The organism is Streptomyces sp. NPDC055400 (assembly GCF_053644375.1).
Window position 1 is genome coordinate 43,125 of the sequence record NZ_JBSHLM010000015.1, and the last position, 19,575, is coordinate 62,699.

General features: G+C 70.0%; 18 protein-coding genes. 10 read left to right on the plus strand and 8 right to left on the minus strand.

Annotated elements, in window-relative coordinates:
- Positions 1-125 precede the first annotated feature (125 nt).
- From ACWIGU_RS33145 to ACWIGU_RS33160, 4 genes are all read right to left on the minus strand, one after another.
- Positions 126-1,013, minus strand: coding sequence for an amino acid ABC transporter permease (locus ACWIGU_RS33145; RefSeq protein WP_454405362.1), 888 nt, complete (start codon positions 1,011-1,013; stop codon positions 126-128).
- Positions 1,010-1,657 (minus strand): amino acid ABC transporter permease, encoded by a 648-nt coding sequence (locus tag ACWIGU_RS33150; RefSeq protein ID WP_116509108.1) that lies wholly within the window; start codon positions 1,655-1,657, stop codon positions 1,010-1,012. The genes ACWIGU_RS33145 and ACWIGU_RS33150 overlap by 4 nt, the downstream gene beginning before the upstream one ends.
- 135 nt (positions 1,658-1,792) lie before the next feature.
- The gene (locus ACWIGU_RS33155; protein WP_454405363.1) at positions 1,793-2,713 is read right to left on the minus strand and encodes a glutamate ABC transporter substrate-binding protein; all 921 of its coding nucleotides are present in this window, start codon (positions 2,711-2,713) and stop codon (positions 1,793-1,795) included.
- 63 nt (positions 2,714-2,776) lie between these two features.
- Positions 2,777-3,553, minus strand: a complete 777-nt coding sequence (locus ACWIGU_RS33160; protein WP_454405365.1) for an amino acid ABC transporter ATP-binding protein — start codon at positions 3,551-3,553, stop codon at positions 2,777-2,779.
- Positions 3,554-3,846: 293 nt separating this feature from the next.
- Between ACWIGU_RS33160 and ACWIGU_RS33165 the strand changes: the two genes are divergently transcribed.
- Together ACWIGU_RS33165 and ACWIGU_RS33170 are read left to right on the plus strand one after the other, a co-directional pair.
- Positions 3,847-4,533 (plus strand): response regulator transcription factor, encoded by a 687-nt coding sequence (locus tag ACWIGU_RS33165; protein WP_454405366.1) that lies wholly within the window; start codon positions 3,847-3,849, stop codon positions 4,531-4,533.
- A gap of 9 nt (positions 4,534-4,542) precedes the next feature.
- On the plus strand, positions 4,543-5,949 hold the full coding sequence (locus tag ACWIGU_RS33170; RefSeq protein WP_454405367.1) for a sensor histidine kinase: 1,407 nt from the start codon (positions 4,543-4,545) through the stop codon (positions 5,947-5,949).
- Positions 5,950-5,967: 18 nt separating this feature from the next.
- On the opposite strand, the gene ACWIGU_RS33175 is transcribed toward ACWIGU_RS33170, so the two are convergent.
- The gene (locus ACWIGU_RS33175; protein ID WP_454405368.1) at positions 5,968-6,963 is read right to left on the minus strand and encodes a TAXI family TRAP transporter solute-binding subunit; all 996 of its coding nucleotides are present in this window, start codon (positions 6,961-6,963) and stop codon (positions 5,968-5,970) included.
- 99 nt (positions 6,964-7,062) lie between these two features.
- On the opposite strand from ACWIGU_RS33175, the gene miaB reads away from it, so the two are divergent.
- Both miaB and ACWIGU_RS33185 read left to right on the plus strand, forming a co-directional pair.
- Positions 7,063-8,547, plus strand: a complete 1,485-nt coding sequence (miaB, locus tag ACWIGU_RS33180) for a tRNA (N6-isopentenyl adenosine(37)-C2)-methylthiotransferase MiaB (RefSeq protein WP_383094920.1) — start codon at positions 7,063-7,065, stop codon at positions 8,545-8,547.
- Between the two features lie 47 nt (positions 8,548-8,594).
- Complete coding sequence (locus tag ACWIGU_RS33185; protein ID WP_454405370.1) at positions 8,595-9,302, plus strand: class III extradiol dioxygenase subunit B-like domain-containing protein; 708 nt, start codon at positions 8,595-8,597, stop codon at positions 9,300-9,302.
- Positions 9,303-9,461: 159 nt separating this feature from the next.
- Here the strand turns inward: ACWIGU_RS33185 and ACWIGU_RS33190 are convergent, their stop codons facing one another.
- Complete coding sequence (locus ACWIGU_RS33190) at positions 9,462-9,725, minus strand: antitoxin (protein WP_454405372.1); 264 nt, start codon at positions 9,723-9,725, stop codon at positions 9,462-9,464.
- A gap of 24 nt (positions 9,726-9,749) precedes the next feature.
- Positions 9,750-10,058 carry a hypothetical protein gene (locus ACWIGU_RS33195; protein WP_454405374.1) on the minus strand — a complete coding sequence of 103 codons (309 nt, stop codon included), beginning with the start codon at positions 10,056-10,058 and terminating at the stop codon, positions 9,750-9,752.
- Between the two features lie 182 nt (positions 10,059-10,240).
- On the opposite strand from ACWIGU_RS33195, the gene miaA reads away from it, so the two are divergent.
- The 6 genes from miaA (at position 10,241) to hflX (ending at position 18,273) form a co-directional block, all read left to right on the plus strand.
- Positions 10,241-11,179 (plus strand): tRNA (adenosine(37)-N6)-dimethylallyltransferase MiaA, encoded by a 939-nt coding sequence (miaA, locus tag ACWIGU_RS33200; protein WP_454405375.1) that lies wholly within the window; start codon positions 10,241-10,243, stop codon positions 11,177-11,179.
- Positions 11,180-11,286: 107 nt separating this feature from the next.
- Positions 11,287-11,754, plus strand: a complete 468-nt coding sequence (locus ACWIGU_RS33205; protein WP_454405534.1) for a hypothetical protein — start codon at positions 11,287-11,289, stop codon at positions 11,752-11,754.
- Positions 11,755-11,837: 83 nt separating this feature from the next.
- Positions 11,838-12,716 (plus strand): diaminopimelate epimerase, encoded by an 879-nt coding sequence (gene dapF / locus ACWIGU_RS33210; RefSeq protein ID WP_454405376.1) that lies wholly within the window; start codon positions 11,838-11,840, stop codon positions 12,714-12,716.
- A gap of 137 nt (positions 12,717-12,853) precedes the next feature.
- Positions 12,854-14,983 (plus strand): RelA/SpoT family protein, encoded by a 2,130-nt coding sequence (locus ACWIGU_RS33215; RefSeq protein ID WP_454405377.1) that lies wholly within the window; start codon positions 12,854-12,856, stop codon positions 14,981-14,983.
- Between the two features lie 67 nt (positions 14,984-15,050).
- The gene (locus tag ACWIGU_RS33220; protein ID WP_454405378.1) at positions 15,051-16,529 is read left to right on the plus strand and encodes a M1 family metallopeptidase; all 1,479 of its coding nucleotides are present in this window, start codon (positions 15,051-15,053) and stop codon (positions 16,527-16,529) included.
- A 235-nt stretch (positions 16,530-16,764) separates the two neighbouring features.
- On the plus strand, positions 16,765-18,273 hold the full coding sequence (gene hflX, locus ACWIGU_RS33225) for a GTPase HflX (RefSeq protein ID WP_454405379.1): 1,509 nt from the start codon (positions 16,765-16,767) through the stop codon (positions 18,271-18,273).
- Between the two features lie 94 nt (positions 18,274-18,367).
- Here hflX and ACWIGU_RS33230 read toward each other — a convergent pair whose 3' ends face one another.
- Entirely contained in the window at positions 18,368-19,570 is a 1,203-nt protein-coding gene (locus ACWIGU_RS33230; protein WP_454405380.1) for a trypsin-like serine peptidase, read from the minus strand.
- Between the last annotated feature and the right edge of the window lie 5 nt (positions 19,571-19,575).

A 19,575-nucleotide genomic window follows, 5' to 3' on the forward strand; every position in this document is an offset into this window, starting at 1 on the left:
GCGGGGTGCGCGATCACAGAACGTATGCAACCCATTGCGGGTGCTTGCGTCAAGTGACGGAGGCAGCGGCGATCACGCCACTGCCTCCGTTTGCTCACATCTCGTCAGTTCTTCTGCAGAGCGGCTCAGTCGGTCCCGTCCACGACGGAGGGCTCGGTGGCGGCCGCCACCGCGATACCGGTCTTCGCGCGCCGGCCGCGCCGCTCGATCCAGGTGGCGAGCCCGGCCAGGGCCAGACACAGCGCCACGTAGATCGCGCCGACGACGATGACCACCGCGGTGATCGGGTTCTCGCCGTTGACGATGATGTTGCTGGCCATCGTGCGGGCCGCGAACAGCAGCTCGCTGTACGTGATGATGTAGCCGAGCGACGTGTCCTTGAGAGTCACCACGAGCTGGCTGATCATCGTCGGCAGCATGGAGCGCACGGCCTGCGGCAGCAGCAGCATCGTCATGACCTGCGACTTGCGCAGCCCCAGCGCGTACGCGGCTTCCACCTGTCCGCGCGGCACGGCGTTGACGCCCGCCCGGATCACCTCGGCCTGCACGCAGCCGTTGTAGACGGTCAGACCGATGACGAGCGCCCAGAAGGCGGTGTTGTCGCCGACGACGCCGAGGCTGGTCTTGTAGGTCAGGAACAGGAACCACAGGGCGTAGATCGTGATCAGCAGCGGGATCGCGCGGAACAGTTCGATGAAGCCCGTGGCCGCCCAGCGGACCGTCTTGTGCTCGGACAGGCGCGCGACGGCCAGGAGCAGGCCGAGCACCAGGGAGAGCACACCGGCGACGGCGAACACCTTCAGCGTGGTGAGTACGCCGTCGCGGATGCTGGTCCGCACACCGGCGTTGTTGAAGATGTTCCAGACCTCGGGCTCCAGCTGCCCCTTGACGTTCATCCGGTAGAGGGTGAACGCGATCAGGCCGAGCACGGCCAGGGAGCCGACGACCGTGTAGATGCGGTTGCGCACCCGGGCCTTGGGGCCCGGTGCGTCGTACAGGACGCTCGAACTCATCGTGCGACCCCCATGCGCCGCTCGAGCAGCCGGAAGAGACCGCTGATGGTGAAGGTGATGACCAGGTAGCCGAGAGCCACCCAGAGGAAGATCCAGGCGATGGCGAAGCCCTGGTCGCTCAGCAGCTTCTGTACGCCGAACAGCTCGGTGACGCTGAACGCGCCCGCGATCGCCGAGTTCTTCGTCAGCGCGATGAAGATCGAGCTGAGCGGCGGCAGGACGGTCCGGGTGGCCTGAGGAAGGATGATCAGGCGCAGCGTCTGGAAGAACGTCATCCCGATGGAGCGGGCGGCCTCGGCCTGTCCCAGCGGCACCGTGCTGATGCCGGACCGGACGGCCTCGCACACGAACGCCGAGGTGTAGAAGCCCAGCGCCATGAGGGCCTTGGCCCACGGGCTGAGGCCCGGCATGAAGATGACCGGAACGACGAACCACGCCACAAGGAAGAGCAGGGTCAGCGGGGTGTTCCTGAAGAGCGTGACCCAGGCGGTGCCGAAGAAGCGCAGCGGGGGCACGGGTGAGACACGGAACCCGGCGATGATGACACCCAGGACCATCGCGAGGAGCCCGCTGGCCAGGGTCAGCAGGACGGTGCCTATGAACCCCTCGCGGAATTCCGCGAGATGGTCGAGCAATACGTTCACGGGGATGTCCTCGTGGGCGGCGGCGGACAGGCAGCGCGGGCCGTGCCACGGGCGCACTGTGCGGTTGCGCCCGTGGCGGGCAGGTCACTGCCGGGGGGTCGTACGGTGCGGGCCGTGGCCCGCACCGTCAGCGCGTCAGTAGCGCTCGAGCGCCGGCGGCGCGGTGTACGCGGACTTGGACAGGCCGAGCGTCGCGTCGTACGCCTTCTTGTAGTCGCCGTTCTTCTCGTGCGCCTCGATGGCGTTCGAGACGGCCTCGCGCAGTGCCTTGTCGTCCTTGTTCATGCCGACGCCGTACGGCTCCTCGGTGAACGGCTTGCCGACGACCTTCAGCTTGCCCGGACGCTGGGCGGCGTAGCCCTTGAGGATCGCGTCGTCGGTGGTGACGGCGTCGACCTCGTTGTTGAGCAGCTGCTGCACGCACTCGGAGTACTTGGAGAGCTCGACGGTCTTGGCGCCGTACTTGGCCTTCTTGATCTCCTGGAGCGGGGTCGAGCCCTTGATGGAGCAGACCGTCTTGCCCTTGACGGAGTCCGGGCCCGTGATGCCCTTCTCGTCGCCGCGGACGAGGAGGTCGGCGCCGGCCATGAAGTACGGGCCGGCGAAACCGACCTGCTTCTTGCGCTCGTCGTTGATCGTGTACGTGCCGACGTAGAGGTCGACCTCGCCCTTGGAGATGGTCGTCTCACGGACGTTCGAGTCGATCGTCTTGAACTCGATCTGCGACGGCTTGAAGCCGAGGTCGGCGGCGACCATCTTGGCGATCTCGATGTCGAAGCCGGAGCGCTTGCCGTCGGTGTCCTGGAAGCCGAGGTAGGGCTGGTCGTTCTTGGCGCCGATGACGATCTTTCCGGCCTTCTGAGCCCGCTTCAGCGTCGCGGAGTCCAGCTTCACGCCCGAGGCGACCGTGTACGTGGGCAGCTTCGGCTGGTCCTTGCCGCCGGCACCGCCGGCGGGCTTGTCACCGGCGTTGCCGGAGTCTCCGCCACACGCGGTGGCGGCGAGGGCGAGCACGGCGACAGTGGCCGCCGCAGCGGCGGACTTGCGGAGCTTCATGGTGAATATCCTTCGTGTCGGCAGAATTCGGCCGTGGGAAAGTCGGACGCCCGTGCGTCGGCGTCAGTGGTGCAGGATCTTCGACAGGAAGTCCTTGGCCCGGTCGCTGCGCGGGTTGCTGAAGAACTGGTCGGGGGTGGCCTCTTCGACGATCCGTCCGTCCGCCATGAAGACCACGCGGTTGGCCGCCGAGCGCGCGAAGCCCATCTCGTGCGTGACGACGATCATCGTCATGCCGTCGCGGGCGAGCTGCTGCATGACCTCGAGGACCTCGTTGATCATCTCCGGGTCGAGGGCCGACGTCGGCTCGTCGAAGAGCATGATCTTGGGGTCCATCGCCAACGCCCGTGCGATGGCGACGCGTTGCTGCTGCCCGCCGGAGAGCTGCGCGGGGTACTTGTCCGCCTGCGTGCCCACGCCCACCCGGTCGAGCAGGGTGCGCGCCTTGGCCTCGGCCGACTTCTTGTCCGCCTTGCGGACCTTGATCTGCCCCAGCACCACGTTCTCGAGCACGGTCTTGTGCGCGAAGAGGTTGAAGGACTGGAAGACCATGCCCACGTCCGCGCGGAGGCGGGCCAGCTCCTTGCCCTCCTGGGGCAGCGGCTTGCCGTCGATCGTGATGTCACCCGTGTCGACGGTCTCCAGGCGGTTGATCGTGCGGCACAGCGTCGACTTGCCGGAGCCCGAGGGTCCGATGACGACGACGACCTCACCACGCGCGATGGTCAGGTCGATGTCCTGGAGCACGTGCAGCGCGCCGAAGTGCTTGTTGACTTGGTTCAGCACGACCAGCTCGTCGGCCGCGGGAATGGCGTCCTTGGTCACCGATACATCGGTCATCGGGGTCTTGCTCCATCCTCCTCGGTTGGGAGGACAGTAGTAATGCCGTACGACCAGCGTCATTACATCTGAGGGGAACTTGAGCATAACGATCCGGCTTCAACCGGCCACGATGCGTGAAGAGGGTGGCTCCGCGCGTACCGGCTGGATAACGGAAGGCGCCCGTAACCGGAACGCTCTTGACGGCGTCCTTATGTATCGGAGTGGATGCCCTGGTGTGCCGCACGCGCGTGCACGGATAACGCCTGCCGGCGTGCCGGGGCCGAACGACCGATGAACCGAAGGGGGCCGTGATGAGACTGCTTCTCGTCGAGGACGACGACCATGTCGCCGCTGCTCTGTCGGCGGTCCTCGCCCGGCACGGCTTCGAAGTGGCGCACGCCCGTAGCGGCGAGGAAGCGCTCCGGGCGCTCGTCCCCGAGGCGGACGCCTTCGGAGTCGTACTCCTCGATCTCGGCCTGCCCGACCAGGACGGCTACGAGGTGTGCGGCAAGATCCGCAAGCGCACGTCGACACCCGTGATCATGGTGACCGCGCGCTCGGACGTACGCTCCCGCATCCACGGCCTCAACCTCGGTGCCGACGACTACGTGGTCAAGCCGTACGACACCGGGGAGCTGCTCGCCCGGATCCACGCGGTCAGCCGGCGCAGTGTGCCGGACGAGTCCTCCGCGCCGGCCGAGGACGGACTGCGGCTCGGGTCCGTGCACATCGAACTGCCCACCCGCCAGGTCAGCGTGGACGGTTCGGTTGTCCAACTGACCCGCAAGGAGTTCGACCTCCTGGCGCTTCTCGCGCAGCGCCCCGGGGTGGTGTTCCGCCGGGAACAGATCATCAGCGAGGTCTGGCGCACCAGTTGGGAGGGGACGGGCCGCACGCTGGAGGTGCATGTCGCGTCCCTGCGCTCCAAGCTGCGCATGCCCGCCCTCATCGAGACCGTGCGCGGCGTCGGGTACCGGCTCGTCGCACCGGCCGCCTAGAGGCCGCGGGTGCGCGCTCGCCTCCTCCCGCTGCTCATCGTCCTGATGGCGGGCGTGCTGCTCGCGCTCGGCTTCCCGCTCGCCGTGAGCGTGGCGGCCGCGCAGCAGCAGAAGGTCGTCATCGACCGCATCGACGACACGGCACGCTTTGCCGCGCTGGCCCAGTTCGTCACCAAGCGCTCGACGGGCTCCCGCGTACGCGTCACGGACGAGCGCCAGCAGACCCTGCAGAACGAACTCACGCGCTACTACGAGGTGTACGGGATCCGCGCGGGCGTCTTCTACCGCAACAGTGACCCCATGGGGCGTGCCCCGGACGACTGGCAGCTGCCCCGCGACGGAGCCGTGCGCGAGGCCTTCGACGAGGCCCTGTTCTCGCGCGGCAGCCACGACCCGCAGCAGGTGTGGCCCTGGAAGCGCGGCCGGCTCGTCGTCGCGTCACCGGTCATCAGCGACGGCGATGTCGTCGCGGTCGTCGTCACCGACTCGCCCACCGGCAAGATGCGCTCCAAGACGCTTCACGGGTGGCTGCTCATCGCGGCGGGCGAGGCGGCCGCGATGCTTCTGGCCGTCGGCGCGGCCCTGCGGCTCACGGGCTGGGTCCTGCGGCCCGTGCGGGTCCTCGACGCGACCACCCACGACATCGCGACCGGACGCCTGAAGTCCCGCGTCGCCCCGACCGGGGGACCGCCGGAACTCCAGCGCCTGGCCCGGTCGTTCAACGAGATGGCCGACAACGTCGAGGACGTCCTGGAGCAGCAGCGCGCCTTCGTCGCCGACGCCTCGCACCAACTGCGCAATCCGCTCGCCGCCCTGCTCCTGCGCATCGAGCTCCTGGCTTTCGAACTGCCCGAGGGGAACGAGGAGATCGCCTCCGTGCGCACGGAGGGCAAGCGGCTCGCCTCGGTCCTCGACGACCTGCTCGACCTGGCCCTCGCCGAGCACACCGAGGCGGATCTGCGGCTCACGGACATCGGCGAGCTGGTGACCGAACGCGTGGGCGCCTGGCGGCCGGTAGCCGACGAGAAGGGCGTACGGCTGACCGCGGACTGCCCCGCGGTCACCGGGTGGGCGGACCCCGTGACGCTGTCGAGCGCCCTGGACGCTGTGATCGACAACGCCCTGAAGTTCACCCCCTCCGGCGAGGAGGTGAAGGTCTGCGTCGCCCGTAACGGAGAGTCCACCGAGATCGTCGTCGCGGACCGGGGTCCGGGCCTGCGCGAGGACGAACTCGCGCGGATCGGAGACCGGTTCTGGCGCAGCGCCGGCCATCAGAACGTCAAGGGATCTGGCCTCGGCCTGTCCATCTCGCGGGCGCTGCTCGCGGCCGGCGGCGGCTCCATCACGTACGCCCCTCACGAGCCCCACGGGCTGTGCGTGACGGTGGCGGTGCCCCGGACCCACCGGGAAGGCTGAGGCGGCGAGCCAGGGGCCCTACGGCTTCACCGAGCGGTAGTAGCGGCGGGCGCCCTCGTGCAGCGCCAGCGGATCCGTGTAGAGCGCCGTCCGCAGGTCCACGAGCTGCGCCGCGTGCACCTGTGTGCCGATGTGGTCGCGGCTGTCTATCACCGTGCGCGTCAGCGCCTCCGTCAGGCGGGGGTCGGCACGGTCCGTGGTCACCAGCAGATTCGCCACGGCCAGCGTGGGCACCGAGGCACCCTGCTGCGCGTCCGGATAGGCGTCCGCGGGCATCACGGCGGCCCGGTAGTAGCGGGACGCCCCGCCCTGCTGGTGCAGTGCGTCGACGAGGTTGCCGAGCTCGACGAGACGGATGGGGTAGTTCTCGGACAACTTGCGCACATGGTTCGTCGGCAGGCCGCCCGACCAGAAGAAGGCGTCGATGTCGCCGTTCTCGAGCGCCTGGGGCATGCCGTCGATCCCTGTGGAGACGGGCTTCATGTCCCTCTCCAGGTCGAGCCCGGCCGCCTTTGCCACGCGCTCCGCGATGAGCCGGACCCCGGAGCCCCTGCCGCCCACGGCGACCTTGCGGCCGCGCAGGTCCTGGACCGCCCTGATCGACGACGAGCGGGGCACGACCAGCTGCACGTAGTCGTCGTACAGGCGGGCACAGCCACGCAGCCGGTCCCCTCCGGCGCCGCCCTGAAGCTTGTACTTCTCCACGGCGTCGGCGGCCGCGATCGTGAAATCGGCCTTCCCCGTGGCGACCCGTTCGACGTTCTCCTGGGACCCCTCGCTGTTCGTCAGGCGCACATCGAGGTCCGGCAGGTCGTGGCCGAGCGCGGTCTTGAGGAGCTTGCCGTAGCGCTCGTACACGCCGGTCCGCTGGCCCGTACTGAACGTCACGCTGCCCCCCGGTGTCCCGTCGTCCAGCGGCAGCAGCCACCACAGGAGCAGCCCGAGGACGACGAGGGCGGCGGCCGAGCCCTCCAGGGCTCGGCGCCTGCTGACACGGGGGAGGGCCTTGAGCATGCGGGCGATCCTGCCATTTCACTCACCGTGAGGACCAGGGCCGAGGTCAGGGAACACCGGGGCACGCGCGCGTGGTGACCCCGTACCCTGGTGTGCGAGATGAGCGCGAAGACCTACGAGGTGCGCACCTACGGGTGCCAGATGAACGTCCACGACTCCGAGCGGCTCTCCGGCCTCCTTGAGGATGCCGGATACGTCCGTGCGCCCGAGGGCGCCGACGGTGATGCCGATGTCGTCGTCTTCAACACGTGCGCCGTCCGCGAGAACGCGGACAACAGGCTGTACGGCAATCTCGGCCGCCTGGCGCCGATGAAGACGAAGCGGCCCGGCATGCAGATCGCCGTCGGCGGCTGCCTCGCGCAGAAGGACCGCGACACCATCGTGCAGCGGGCCCCGTGGGTGGATGTCGTCTTCGGCACGCACAACATCGGCAAGCTGCCCGTCCTCCTGGAGCGCGCCCGCGTCCAGGAGGAGGCGCAGGTCGAGATCGCCGAGTCCCTGGAGGCGTTCCCCTCGACGCTGCCCACGCGCCGCGAGAGCGCGTACGCGGCCTGGGTCTCCATCTCCGTAGGCTGCAACAACACCTGCACCTTCTGCATCGTGCCCGCCTTGCGCGGCAAGGAGAAGGACCGCAGGACGGGCGACATCCTCGCCGAGATCGAGGCGCTCGTCGGCGAGGGCGTCAGCGAGATCACGCTGCTCGGCCAGAACGTGAACGCGTACGGCTCGGACATCGGCGACCGCGAGGCCTTCAGCAAGCTCCTGCGCGCCTGCGGGAAGATCGAGGGCCTGGAGCGGGTGCGGTTCACCTCCCCGCACCCCCGCGACTTCACGGACGACGTGATCGCGGCCATGGCCGAGACGCCGAACGTGATGCCGCAGCTGCACATGCCGATGCAGTCCGGCTCGGACACCGTCCTGAAGTCGATGCGCCGTTCCTACCGGCAGGAACGCTACCTCGGGATCATCGAGAAGGTGCGCGCCGCGATCCCGCACGCCGCCATCTCCACCGACATCATCGTGGGCTTCCCCGGCGAGACCGAGGAGGACTTCGAGCAGACCATGCACGCGGTCCGCGAGGCCCGCTTCGCGAATGCCTTCACCTTCCAGTACTCCAAGCGCCCCGGGACCCCGGCGGCGACCATGGAGGGCCAGATCCCCAAGGAGGTCGTCCAGGAGCGCTACATGCGCCTGGTCGAGCTCCAGGAGGAGATCTCCTGGGACGAGAACAAGAAGCAGGTCGGCCGCACCCTGGAGCTGATGGTCGCCGAGGGCGAGGGCCGCAAGGACGGCGCCACGCACCGCCTGTCCGGCCGCGCCCCCGACAACCGCCTGGTGCACTTCACCAAGCCGGACGCCGAGGTGCGCCCCGGTGACGTCGTCACCGTCGAGATCACGTACGCGGCCCCGCACCACCTGCTCGCCGAGGGCGACGTGCTCGAAGTGCGCCGCACGCGCGCGGGTGACGCCTGGGAGAAGCGGAACGCGGAGCCCCAGCAGAAACAGGGCGTCATGCTCGGCCTGCCCTCGGTGGGCGTCCCGGCCCCGCTGCCGGCGGCTACGGGAGGCTGCGCCGTCAACTGACGGCACCACTCCCTGCGGGCCACGTGCCGCGCAGTAGGCTGCCGATCATGCTTGTCGCCGCCGCCGTCTGCCCCTGCCCGCCCCTGCTCGTACCCGAGGTCGCCGTGGGCGCGGCCCCCGAGCTGGAGGCTGCGCGCGCGGCCTGCGACGAGGCCGTCCGCGCGGTCCTGGCCGCCCGGCCCGACCTGATCGTGGCCGTCGGCGAAGGGCCCGCCACCCGTACGCACAAGCAGGGCGCCAGGGGCGGTTTCCAGCCGTTCGGTGTCGACCGCGAGGTCCGCCTGGGCGCGGCTGCCGACTCCGAGGCACCGGCGCACCGGCTGCCCCTGTCCCTCACAGTGGGCGCCTGGCTGCTCGACCGGGCCGGGTGGACCGGCCCTGTGGAGGGCTTCGAGGCCGAGGGCGACAGGTCCTGGCCGGCCAACCGCGAGGACGGCGTGCGCCTCGCGGCGCGCGCCGCGCGCGTAGGACTCCTCGTGATGGGCGACGGCACGGCCTGCCGCAGCGTCAAGGCGCCCGGCTACCTGGACGACCGTGCAGAAGGGGTCGACGCGTCGATCGCGCAGGCCCTGGGCAACGGCGACCGCGACGGATTCTTCGCGGCCCTCGACGCGGACCTCGCCCGCGAACTCAAGATCTCCGGCCGCTCCCCGTGGCAGATCCTCACGGCGGCTGCCGACGAGGACCGGATCGGGAGCGTCCTGTACGAGGACGCTCCCTACGGAGTGGGCTACTTCGTCGCCGGCTGGTCGTAGACGAGCACCTGGCGACGAACGGCGAGACCACGGGCGAACGGCGAGACCACGGACGAACGGCGAGACCACCTACGAACAGCCAGAACACCGACGAACGGCGACGGCCGCGGAGCCGTGAAAGGCTCCGCGGCCGTCCGCAGTGTGCTGGTACCGCGCGCCTCAGGAGGCGGGAGGTGACGGCGGTGTGGCGCCGCCGCCCGAGCTGCCGCCCTTGTCCTGACCCGGCTGCCCGAGGCGGTCCATGGCGTCCTTGGCCTTGCTGGTGCCCGTCTGGATCTGGTCGCTGTACTTGCCCTGGGTCTTCTCGTCGGCCGTCTTCGCGGCCCTGTCCATGCCCTGGTCGATCTTGTCCCCGTGCTGCTGCGCGAGGTCCGCGACCTTGTCCTTGCTGAGCTTGGCTTTCAACGTGTCCAGGATGCCCATGGGTTCACCTTCGCTCGCGTGGGACTACTTGCGGGCGCCCTCACCGGCCTCGCTGTCGGCGGCCTGCTCCGCGGACTGCTGCTGGGGGATTTCCACGGGCTCCGCCGCGGCGGAGTCGGGGGTATCGGCAGCCTCCGTGGATGCCTCAGGCTTCACGGCGTCGGTGGCCGCGGAGGTGTCGGCAGCCTCGGAAGTCCCGGAGGGGGAGTCTTCAGTCCCGGAGGAGGAGTCCTCGGCCTCGGGTCCGGCCGTCACAGGGGCGGCCTGCGCCTCGGTGGCTGACGCCTCCTCCGCGTCCTTCGACTTCCTGCGAAACCTGGCAAAAACGCCCATTTCAACTCCATACGTTACTCGTGCGGGCGAAATCCCGCGTCGCCCGGTGCGTCCGATTGCGTCGCCCGGGTCTGAGGCACTCGGAACCGGCGGTCGGAACCTCGCAACAGGGAACGACCCCGGACCTGTGGCGTCACGTAGCTCGTTCGGGAAGAGGCCCCGAGGTTTGCGAGACTGGGGCGGTGAGTAGTGCAGCTCCCGCTCCGCGGGTCATCGCCGTCGTCGGTCCCACTGCGGCCGGAAAGTCCGATCTGGGCGTTTTTCTCGCCAGAGAACTGGGCGGCGAGGTCGTCAACGCCGACTCCATGCAGCTCTACCGGGGGATGGACATCGGCACCGCCAAACTGACGCCCGAGGAGCGCGGCGGGGTTGCGCACCACCTCCTGGACATCTGGGACGTCACCGAGGCGGCCAGCGTCGCGGAGTACCAGAGGCTCGCCCGCGCCGAGATCGACCGGCTCCTCGCCGCGGGACGCTGGCCCGTCCTGGTCGGCGGATCCGGCCTCTACGTCCGCGGAGCGGTGGATCACCTGGAGTTCCCGGGCACCGACCCCGAGGTGCGCGCGCGCCTGGAGGAGGAGCTCGCCCTGCGCGGCTCCGGCGCCCTGCACGCCCGCCTCGCCGTCTGCGACCCCGGGGCCGCCAAGGCGATCCTGCCGGGCAACGGCCGACGCATCGTCCGGGCCCTCGAAGTCATCGAGATCACAGGCAAGCCCTTCACGGCCAACCTGCCCGGACACGAGTCCGTCTACGACACCGTCCAGATCGGCGTGGACGTGGCGCGCCCCGAACTCGACGAGCGCATCGCGACCCGCGTCGACCGCATGTGGGACGCCGGGCTCGTGGACGAGGTGCGCACCCTGGAGGCGCGCGGCCTGCGGGAAGGGCGCACGGCGTCGCGCGCGCTCGGCTACCAGCAGGTGCTCGCCGCGCTGGCCGGGGAGTGCACCGAGGACGAGGCGCGTGCCGAGACCGTCCGCGCCACCAAGCGCTTCGCGCGCCGTCAGGACTCGTGGTTCCGGCGCGATCCGCGCGTCCACTGGCTCAGCGGCGAGGCGGCCGAACGCGGGGAACTCCCGGCCCGGGCAATGACGTTGATCGAACGACCGGTTACAGCCTGATCACGTGATGGCATCGGGACGCTCCGGCCGTCATCGCGGCCCCTGGGAGCGTGCCATCATCGACCATCGATCGACCAGTGGAGTCCGAAGTGGGAGGGCGCGTGGCGATGGAGGCCGGCCCTCGTGACACCGCACCCGGCGGGGAACAGCTGAGCCCTGACGGACCGGACGCGACCCCGGACGGTGTGATCGCCGACGGCCCCACGGCCGAGGAGCTCGCATCGCAGATCGCGGGCGCCGAGGTCGAGGTGGAGCTGCGCCCGCAGCGCCGCCTGCGCCTGTGGCAGCTCGCGCCCATTGTGATGCTCTCCGCGATCGGCTCCCTGATGTTCGCCTTCCCGCTCTTCTTCGAGTTCGGGGACGGCGGGGCCGTCGTGGCGATGCTGGGGCTGCTGATCAGCTCCTGCGCCGCCGGCTGGGGAATGATGGCCGCGCGCCGCGTCGGCTACACCTGGCCCGGATTCCCGGCCCGGGGATCGGGCCGGCGCCCGGACTGGCGGGTCGTCGGCGCGTACGCGGTCGTGGTGGCCGCAGTCGCCGTCCTCGCCGTGTGGCGCGTCGCCCGCCTGCGCTAGCGCCCTGGTTCGGATCAGGCCGGGCCGGTCCGCGTGATGGGCCGTCCCGACGGGCTGTCGTCGCCACCCCGTACGATCGAGGAATGAGCACGCGGATCGCCTTCCTCAAGGGGCACGGGACCGAGAACGACTTCGTGATCGTCCCCGACCCGGAGAACGCCCTGGAGCTGCCCCCGGCGGCCGTCGCAGCCCTGTGCGACCGACGAGCCGGAATCGGCGGTGACGGCCTGCTGCACGTGGTGCGCTCCGCAGCCCACCCCGACGCGCGGCACCTGGCTTCCGGGGCCGAGTGGTTCATGGACTACCGCAATGGCGACGGCTCGGTCGCCGAGATGTGCGGCAACGGCGTGCGTGTGTTCGCCCACTACCTTCAGCGCGCCGGCCATGTCGGCGAGGGCGACCTCGCGGTGGCCACGCGCGGAGGCGTGAAGCGCGTGCACATCGACAAGGAGGGCGACATCACGGTCGGCATGGGCAAGGCCCTCCTCCCCGAAGGGGACGTCACCGTCAGCGTCGCCGACCACAGCTGGCCCGCCCGCAACGTGAACATGGGCAACCCCCACGCCGTTGCCTTCGTGGACGACCTCGCCCAGGCCGGCACCCTCTTCTCCGCCCCGCCCTTCACCCCGGCCACGGCCTACCCGGACGGGGTGAACGTCGAGTTCGTCGTCGACCGCGGCCCCCGTCACGTAGCCATGAGGGTCCATGAGCGCGGCGTGGGCGAGACCCGCTCGTGCGGCACGGGCGCGTGCGCCGTGGCCGTCGCGGCGGCCCGCAGGGACGGCCTGGACCCCGCGGTCACCGGATCCCCGGTGACGTACGCAGTGGATCTGCCCGGCGGACGGCTCGTGATCACGGAGCGGGCCGACGGGGAGATCGAGATGACGGGACCTGCGGCGATCGTCGCCGAGGGAGAGATCGACGCGGACTGGCTGGCGGGTCTCGAAACCGTAAACCCCTGAACGTTCGCTCGAATGGGTGATCCGTTTCACGCTGGGCGAGAGGGGGACTGCTCCACGTGATGGGCTCGGTAGCATCAAGCACCGGCCCGGGCGGGAACCCCGCAGACCGCCGCCGGTCGACGCAGCCGGAGGTGCTCATGAGTGCGGAGGCGACCAATCCCGCGACGCCGGGCCCGGTCACACCGGGCGCGCACCGCCGGCGCGGCCGTCCCCGGATCGACCTGCGCCGCATCGGCTGGGCCGCGCTCCTCGGCCCCGCCGCGGGCAACCGGCTGCCCGACGCGATCGGACATGTGGTCGAGGCCCATCGCGCCCACCACCCGGAAGCCCCCCTTGAGCCGCTGCGCCGGGCATACGTCCTCGCCGAGTCCTCCCACCGGGGACAGATGCGCAAGAGCGGCGAGCCCTACATCACACACCCCCTCGCCGTGACGCTGATCCTCGCCGCGCTGGGCGCCGAGACCACGACGCTGACCGCGTCCCTCCTCCACGACACCGTCGAGGACACCGAGGTGACGCTCGATCAGGTGCGTACGGAATTCGGCGAAGAGGTCGCCTATCTCGTCGACGGCGTGACCAAGCTCGAAAAGGTTGACTACGGAGCGGCCGCCGAACCCGAGACCTTCCGCAAGATGCTCGTCGCCACCGGAAACGACGTGCGGGTCATGTCGATCAAACTCGCCGACCGGCTGCACAACATGCGCACCCTCGGCGTGATGCGCCCCGAGAAACAGGTGCGCATCGCCAAGGTCACCCGGGATGTGCTCATCCCGCTCGCAGAACGCCTCGGCGTCCAGGCACTCAAGACCGAGCTCGAGGACCTCGTCTTCGCGATCCTGCACCCCGACGAGTACGCGCAGACCCGCGAGCTCATCGCGGCCAACGACGCGCGGGCCGGCGATCCCCTCGCGGAGATCGCCGAGGACGCCCGCGTCGTCCTGAAGGACGCCGGGATCACGGCCGAAGTACTGATCAGGCCACGGCACTTCGTCTCCGTGCACCGGGCGAGACGCAAGCGCGGAACACTGCGCGGTGCGGACTTCGGCCGCCTGCTGGTACTCGTCGGCGAGGACGCCGACTGCTACGGGGTGCTCGGCGAGCTGCACACGTGCTTCACGCCGGTCGTCTCGGAGTTCAAGGACTTCATCGCTGTACCGAAGTTCAACCTGTACCAGTCGCTGCACACAGCCGTGTCGCGCGGTGACGGAGAGGTCGCCGAAGTCCTCATCCGTACCCACCAGATGCACAAGGTCGCCGAGGCCGGCGTCGTCGCCCTCGGCAATCCCTACGCTCCTCCTTCGGAGGAGCAGGCCGACAGCGACGGCGAGCGCGCCGACCCGACCAGGCCCGGCTGGCTCTCCCGTCTTCTCGAATGGCAGGAGGCCGCCCCGGACGCGGACACCTTCTGGTCGACGCTGCGCGAAGACCTCGCCCAGGACCGCGAGATCACCGTCTTCCGGCCCGACGGCGGCACGCTCGGCCTGCCCGCGGGCGCCAGCTGTGTCGACGCCGCGTACGCCCAGTACGGCGAGGACGCCCACGCCTGCATCGGAGCCCGCGTCAACGGGCGGCTTGCGACGCTCAGCACGGTTCTGAGCGACGGGGACACCGTTCAGCTCCTCATGGGCCAGGACCCCGCTTCCGAGCCCTCCAGGGACTGGCTCGACCACGCCCGTACGCCCGCCGCGCGCATCGCCATCCGGCGCTGGCTCACGACCCACCCGGCCACACCCCAGCCCGAACCCGAGGGCCGGCGCACCCCGGAGTCGGCCCCCAGGACGCCTCAGGGCGCGCCCGCGGGCCGCCTCGCCGAGGCGAACGCCGTCGTGGACCAGCCGGGCGCCACGGTCCGCCTCGCGGGCTGCTGCACGCCCGTGCCGCCCGACGCGGTGACCGCCTTCGCCGTACGCGGCGGTGTCGTGACCGTGCACCGCGCTGAGTGTCATGGCGTGGAGCGCATGAAGAGCGCGGGGCGCGCCGAGGTCGGCGTGCGATGGGGCGACACCACGCAGTGCCGGGTCTCCCTGATCGCCGAGTCCTTCAGCCGGCCGCATCTGCTGGCCGATCTCACCGAAGCCATCGCCTTGGAGAGCGTCGCTGTCATCTCCGCGACCGTGGAACCGCCGACCCAGGGCCGCGTGCGCCACACGTACACGCTCCAACTTCCCGACGCGACAACGCTCCCCGGACTGATGCGCGCCATGCGCAACATCGCGGGGGTGTACGACGTCAGCCGCGCGCAGCACTCCGCCCAGACCAGCTCGTAGGGTCTCGTTCGGGTGGGTGTGGCGCGTCCCGCCGGGGTCCGGGCGCGCGCGCTGGTAGCCGTAGTTCATGCTGCTCACCCCCCGCACCATCCGCATGGGCACCGCGCTCGTCGCCGCGGCCGCCTCCACCGCACTTCTCGCCGCGAGCGCCCCGTCGCCGGCCGTCCCGCTGGGCGTCGGCGACCGGCTCTTCCCGCATCTGGGCAACCCCGGTTACGACGTGGAGTCGTACGACGTCGCGTTCACCTACCACGGCGACAACAAGAAGCCGCTCGATGCCGTCACCAAGATCGAGGCCACGGCGACCGCCCGCCTCGAGCAGGTGAATCTCGACTTCGCGCACGGAACCGTCCGCTCCGTAGAGGTCAACGGCAGTCCCGCGCGGTTCGACACCAGCGGCGAGGACCTGGTAGTCACGCCCGAGAGGGCCGTCCCGGAGGGTGCCCCTCTGGAGATCACGGTGCGGCACACCAGCAACCCGGTGCCCGGCAAGGAGGAGGGGGGTTGGGTGCAGACCAAGGACGGTCTCGCCATGGCCAATCAGGCCGACGCCGGGCACCGTGTGTTCCCGAGCAACGACCACCCTTCGGACAAGGCCCTGTTCACGTTCCGGGTCACCGCGCCCAAGGGGCTCACGGTCGTAGCCAACGGGGTGCCCTTCCTGAAGATGCGCCACGGCGCGGACACCAGCTGGTCGTACCGCACCCTCCATCCCATGGCCACTGAGCTGGCGCAGGTCTCGATCGGTGACTCCGCGGTGCTGCATCGAGAGGGGCCGCACGGGCTTCCCATCCGCGACGTGGTGCCCGCCAAGGACCGCAAGGTCCTCGAACCGTGGCTCAAGAAGACACCCGCCCAGCTCGCGTGGATGGAAGGGAAGGTCGGCCCCTACCCCTTCGAGAACTACGGACTCCTGATCGCCCAGGCCCAGACCGGCTTCGAGCTCGAGACCCAGACGCTCTCCCTCTTCGAGAAGAACATCTTCACGGAGCCCGCGTACCCCGCCTGGTACATCGACTCGATCATGGTCCACGAGATGGCGCACCAGTGGTTCGGCGACAGCGTCAGCCCCCGCACCTGGTCCGACCTGTGGCTGAACGAGGGACATGCCAGCTGGTACGAGGCTCTCTACGCCCAGGAGAAGGGTCACCAGTCCATGGCCAAGCGCATGCGTGAGGCCTACCGCGCCTCGGACGGCTGGCGCGCCGCGGGCGGCCCGCCGGCCTCCCCCAAGGCCGCGAAGCCGGGCCAGAAGATCAGCATCTTCCGGCCGGCGGTCTACGACGGCAGCGCCCTCGTCCTCTACGCGCTCCGCCAGGAGATCGGCACCCCGGCCTTCGAGCGACTGGAGCGCGACTGGGTGCGTACACACCGTGACGGCACGGCGGGCACGGCGGACTTCATCAGCCTCGCTTCGCAGACCTCGGGCCGCGACCTCCAGAGCTTCCTCCGGGCCTGGCTCTACGGGAAGAAGACGCCGCCGATGCCGGGGCACCCGGACTGGAAGTCGACGCCGGTGGCCAAGGCGAAGCCGGCCAAGGGGTAGGCCATCGACCGGCGGTGCAGCCGGGCCCACAGCCCAGGCAGGACAGGCTTCGGGTCCGGCGCCCGCGGGAAATAAGTCGGGTGACGAGACGGGCCGTACCGTGCGACCATCTTCCAGGTCGGTGGCACGGCCGCCCCGGGAATCTACGGACACCCCGGGACGTTGTGTCATTCGAAGGACCACGCTGTCATGCGCGGACCGTCATCAGTACGAACCACCTCGACGTAAGGATCCAATGACCTCCTCTTCTTCCCCTTCCCAGGACGCGCAGAGCTTCGCGCAGAACAACCCCGAAGGTCTTCGGGCCGATGCCCTGATGGAAGAGGACGTCGCCTGGAGCCACGAGATCGACGGAGAGCGGGACGGCGACCAGTTCGACCGCTCCGAGCGCGCGGCCCTGCGCCGCGTCGCGGGCCTCTCCACCGAGCTCGAGGACGTCACCGAAGTCGAGTACCGGCAGCTCCGCCTGGAGCGGGTCGTGCTCGTCGGTGTGTGGACCTCGGGAACGGTGAACGACGCGGAGAACTCCCTCGCGGAGCTGGCCGCCCTCGCCGAGACCGCAGGCGCCCTGGTGCTCGACGGCGTCATCCAGCGCCGGGACAAGCCCGACGCGGCGACGTACATCGGCTCCGGCAAAGCACTGGAGCTGCGCGACATCGTCCTCGAGACCGGAGCCGACACCGTCGTGTGTGACGGTGAGCTCAGCCCCGGCCAGCTCATCCACCTCGAAGACGTCGTCAAGGTCAAGGTGGTCGACAGGACCGCCCTGATCCTCGACATCTTCGCCCAGCACGCCAAGTCCCGAGAGGGCAAGGCGCAGGTCGCCCTCGCGCAGATGCAGTACATGCTGCCGCGACTGCGCGGCTGGGGTCAGTCGCTCTCCCGGCAGATGGGTGGCGGTGGCTCCTCCGGCTCCGGCGGCGGCATGGCGACCCGTGGTCCCGGTGAGACCAAGATCGAGACGGACCGGCGACGGATCCGCGAGAAGATGGCGAAGATGCGCCGGGAGATCGCGGAGATGAAGACCGGCCGCGAGATCAAGCGCCAGGAGCGCAAGCGCAACAAGGTGCCTTCGGTGGCCATCGCCGGATACACCAACGCGGGCAAGTCGTCCCTGCTCAACCGCCTGACGGGCGCCGGTGTCCTGGTGGAGAACGCACTGTTCGCCACCCTCGACCCGACCGTCCGCAGGGCGGAGACGCCCAGCGGCCGGCTGTACACGCTGGCCGACACGGTCGGTTTTGTACGGCACCTGCCGCACCACCTCGTCGAGGCGTTCCGCTCCACGATGGAGGAGGTCGGTGAATCCGACCTGATCCTGCACGTGGTGGACGGATCGCACCCGGCGCCGGAGGAGCAGCTGGCCGCCGTGCGCGAGGTCATCCGCGACGTGGGCGCCACGAAGGTGCCCGAGATCGTGGTGATCAACAAGGCGGACGCGGCCGACCCGCTCGTCCTCCAGCGGCTGCTGCGCGTCGAGAAGCGCGCGATCGCGGTGTCGGCCCGCACCGGGCTCGGTATGGACAAGCTGCTCGCGATCATCGACGACGAGCTGCCGCGTCCCGAGGTCGAGATCGAGGCGCTCGTGCCGTACACGCACGGCCAGCTGGTCGCGCGTGCGCACGCCGACGGCGAGGTGATCTCCGAGGAGCACACCCCGGACGGCACCCTGCTCAGGGCGCGGGTGCACGAGGAACTCGCCGCGGAGTTCACGCCGTACCTTCCGGCGGCGGCCGCGAGCTGACGCTCCGGCAGCAGCCGGGCCTCCGGTGCCGACGGCGAGGGCCCGCCCCCGACTTCCTGGGGGCGGGCCCTCGTTCGTTCGGTGAAGCCGGCGGTTACTGGCTGCCGTACTTCTCGCTCATCGTGTCGAAGACCTGCTGGGCGCCCTTGCCCAGCTGCGGTCCGGCCAGCCAGGTGTTCTCGGCCGGGCCGATCGACGTGTTCGACACCAGCTGCGTCTTTCCGTCGACCATCCGGAACCAGCCGCCACCGGACGAACCGCCGGTCATGGTGCAGCCGATGCGGTACATCGTCGGCATGTCGGGGCTGAGGGAGAGGCGGCCCGGGCGGTCGATGCACTTGTGCATCAGCTGGCCGTCGAACGGCGGCGCGGCCGGGTAGCCCCAGGCGCCCATGCTGCTGACCGACTGGACCGCCGGCTCGGAGAAGTCGACGGGCAGCGCGTTGCCGACGGTCTCCTCAAGCGACTTGGAACCGTGCTCCGGCTTCACGTGCAGCACCGCGTAGTCGTACGGAGCGCCCGCACCGCCCGATTCGGCGCCGGTGTCGATCCACTCGTTGGAGGTGGAGGCCCAGTCGGCCCAGAAGGTGCCGTACGGGGCGATCTCCTGCGGGGCCGCGTTCTGCAGCTGCGCCTCGGACTTGCCCAGGTCGTTGTAGGCCGGGACGAAGGCGATGTTGCGGTACCAGCCGCCCGCCGAGCCCGCGTGCACGCAGTGACCCGCGGTCCAGACGAGGTTGGACCTGCCCGGGTTGCGCGGGTCCTTCACGACGGTGCCGGAGCAGACCATCGAACCTTCGGGCGAATCGAAGAAGACCTTGCCGACCGGGGCGGCGTTGTCGTGGTACGGCGTCTTCTCGGGCACGGCCTTGACGGGCTGCGGCTCAGGGTCCGTGGCGCCCTGGTCGGCCGAGGCGTCCTTCGCGGCGATGGTCTTGTCCGGGTCCTTGGCGGACTTCATCCGCTCGGGCTTCCAGTGGTCCTTGATGACCGGGTTGACGAAGTCCTTGGCCTCGCGCAGCCAGTCGTCCTTGTCCCAGTTCTTCCAGGCGCCGTTCTGCCACTTGTCCGGGTCGATGCCGTGCTTCTTGAGCTGGTCGGCGATGCCCCCGGGCAGTTGGCCGTTGGATCCGTCGTCGGCGCCCTGTGAAGCGGAGGCGGCCGACTTGTCACTCGTCTTGTCGTCGCTCGGGCCGCAGGCCGTGGCGGTGAGCGCCAGGGCCGCGGCGAGCCCCGTAGCGGCGAGGACGGTACGCCGGCCCCGGCTCCGCGTGGATGACGGACGTGTGGAACGCATGGTGC

Excerpts from the sequence above, each read along its gene's own strand:
- ACWIGU_RS33145 (WP_454405362.1), bottom strand. The coding sequence starts at position 1,013 with ATGAGTTCGAGCGTCCTGTACGACGCACCGGGCCCCAAGGCCCGGGTG.
- ACWIGU_RS33155 (WP_454405363.1), bottom strand. The coding sequence starts at position 2,713 with ATGAAGCTCCGCAAGTCCGCCGCTGCGGCGGCCACTGTCGCCGTGCTC.
- ACWIGU_RS33160 (WP_454405365.1), bottom strand. The coding sequence starts at position 3,553 with ATGACCGATGTATCGGTGACCAAGGACGCCATTCCCGCGGCCGACGAG.
- ACWIGU_RS33165 (WP_454405366.1), top strand. The coding sequence starts at position 3,847 with ATGAGACTGCTTCTCGTCGAGGACGACGACCATGTCGCCGCTGCTCTG.
- ACWIGU_RS33175 (WP_454405368.1), bottom strand. The coding sequence starts at position 6,963 with ATGCTCAAGGCCCTCCCCCGTGTCAGCAGGCGCCGAGCCCTGGAGGGC.
- miaB (WP_383094920.1), top strand. The coding sequence starts at position 7,063 with ATGAGCGCGAAGACCTACGAGGTGCGCACCTACGGGTGCCAGATGAAC.
- ACWIGU_RS33185 (WP_454405370.1), top strand. The coding sequence starts at position 8,595 with ATGCTTGTCGCCGCCGCCGTCTGCCCCTGCCCGCCCCTGCTCGTACCC.
- ACWIGU_RS33190 (WP_454405372.1), bottom strand. The coding sequence starts at position 9,725 with ATGGGCATCCTGGACACGTTGAAAGCCAAGCTCAGCAAGGACAAGGTC.
- ACWIGU_RS33195 (WP_454405374.1), bottom strand. The coding sequence starts at position 10,058 with ATGGGCGTTTTTGCCAGGTTTCGCAGGAAGTCGAAGGACGCGGAGGAG.
- ACWIGU_RS33205 (WP_454405534.1), top strand. The coding sequence starts at position 11,287 with ATGGAGGCCGGCCCTCGTGACACCGCACCCGGCGGGGAACAGCTGAGC.
- dapF (WP_454405376.1), top strand. The coding sequence starts at position 11,838 with ATGAGCACGCGGATCGCCTTCCTCAAGGGGCACGGGACCGAGAACGAC.
- ACWIGU_RS33215 (WP_454405377.1), top strand. The coding sequence starts at position 12,854 with ATGAGTGCGGAGGCGACCAATCCCGCGACGCCGGGCCCGGTCACACCG.
- ACWIGU_RS33220 (WP_454405378.1), top strand. The coding sequence starts at position 15,051 with ATGCTGCTCACCCCCCGCACCATCCGCATGGGCACCGCGCTCGTCGCC.
- hflX (WP_454405379.1), top strand. The coding sequence starts at position 16,765 with ATGACCTCCTCTTCTTCCCCTTCCCAGGACGCGCAGAGCTTCGCGCAG.
- ACWIGU_RS33230 (WP_454405380.1), bottom strand. The coding sequence starts at position 19,570 with ATGCGTTCCACACGTCCGTCATCCACGCGGAGCCGGGGCCGGCGTACC.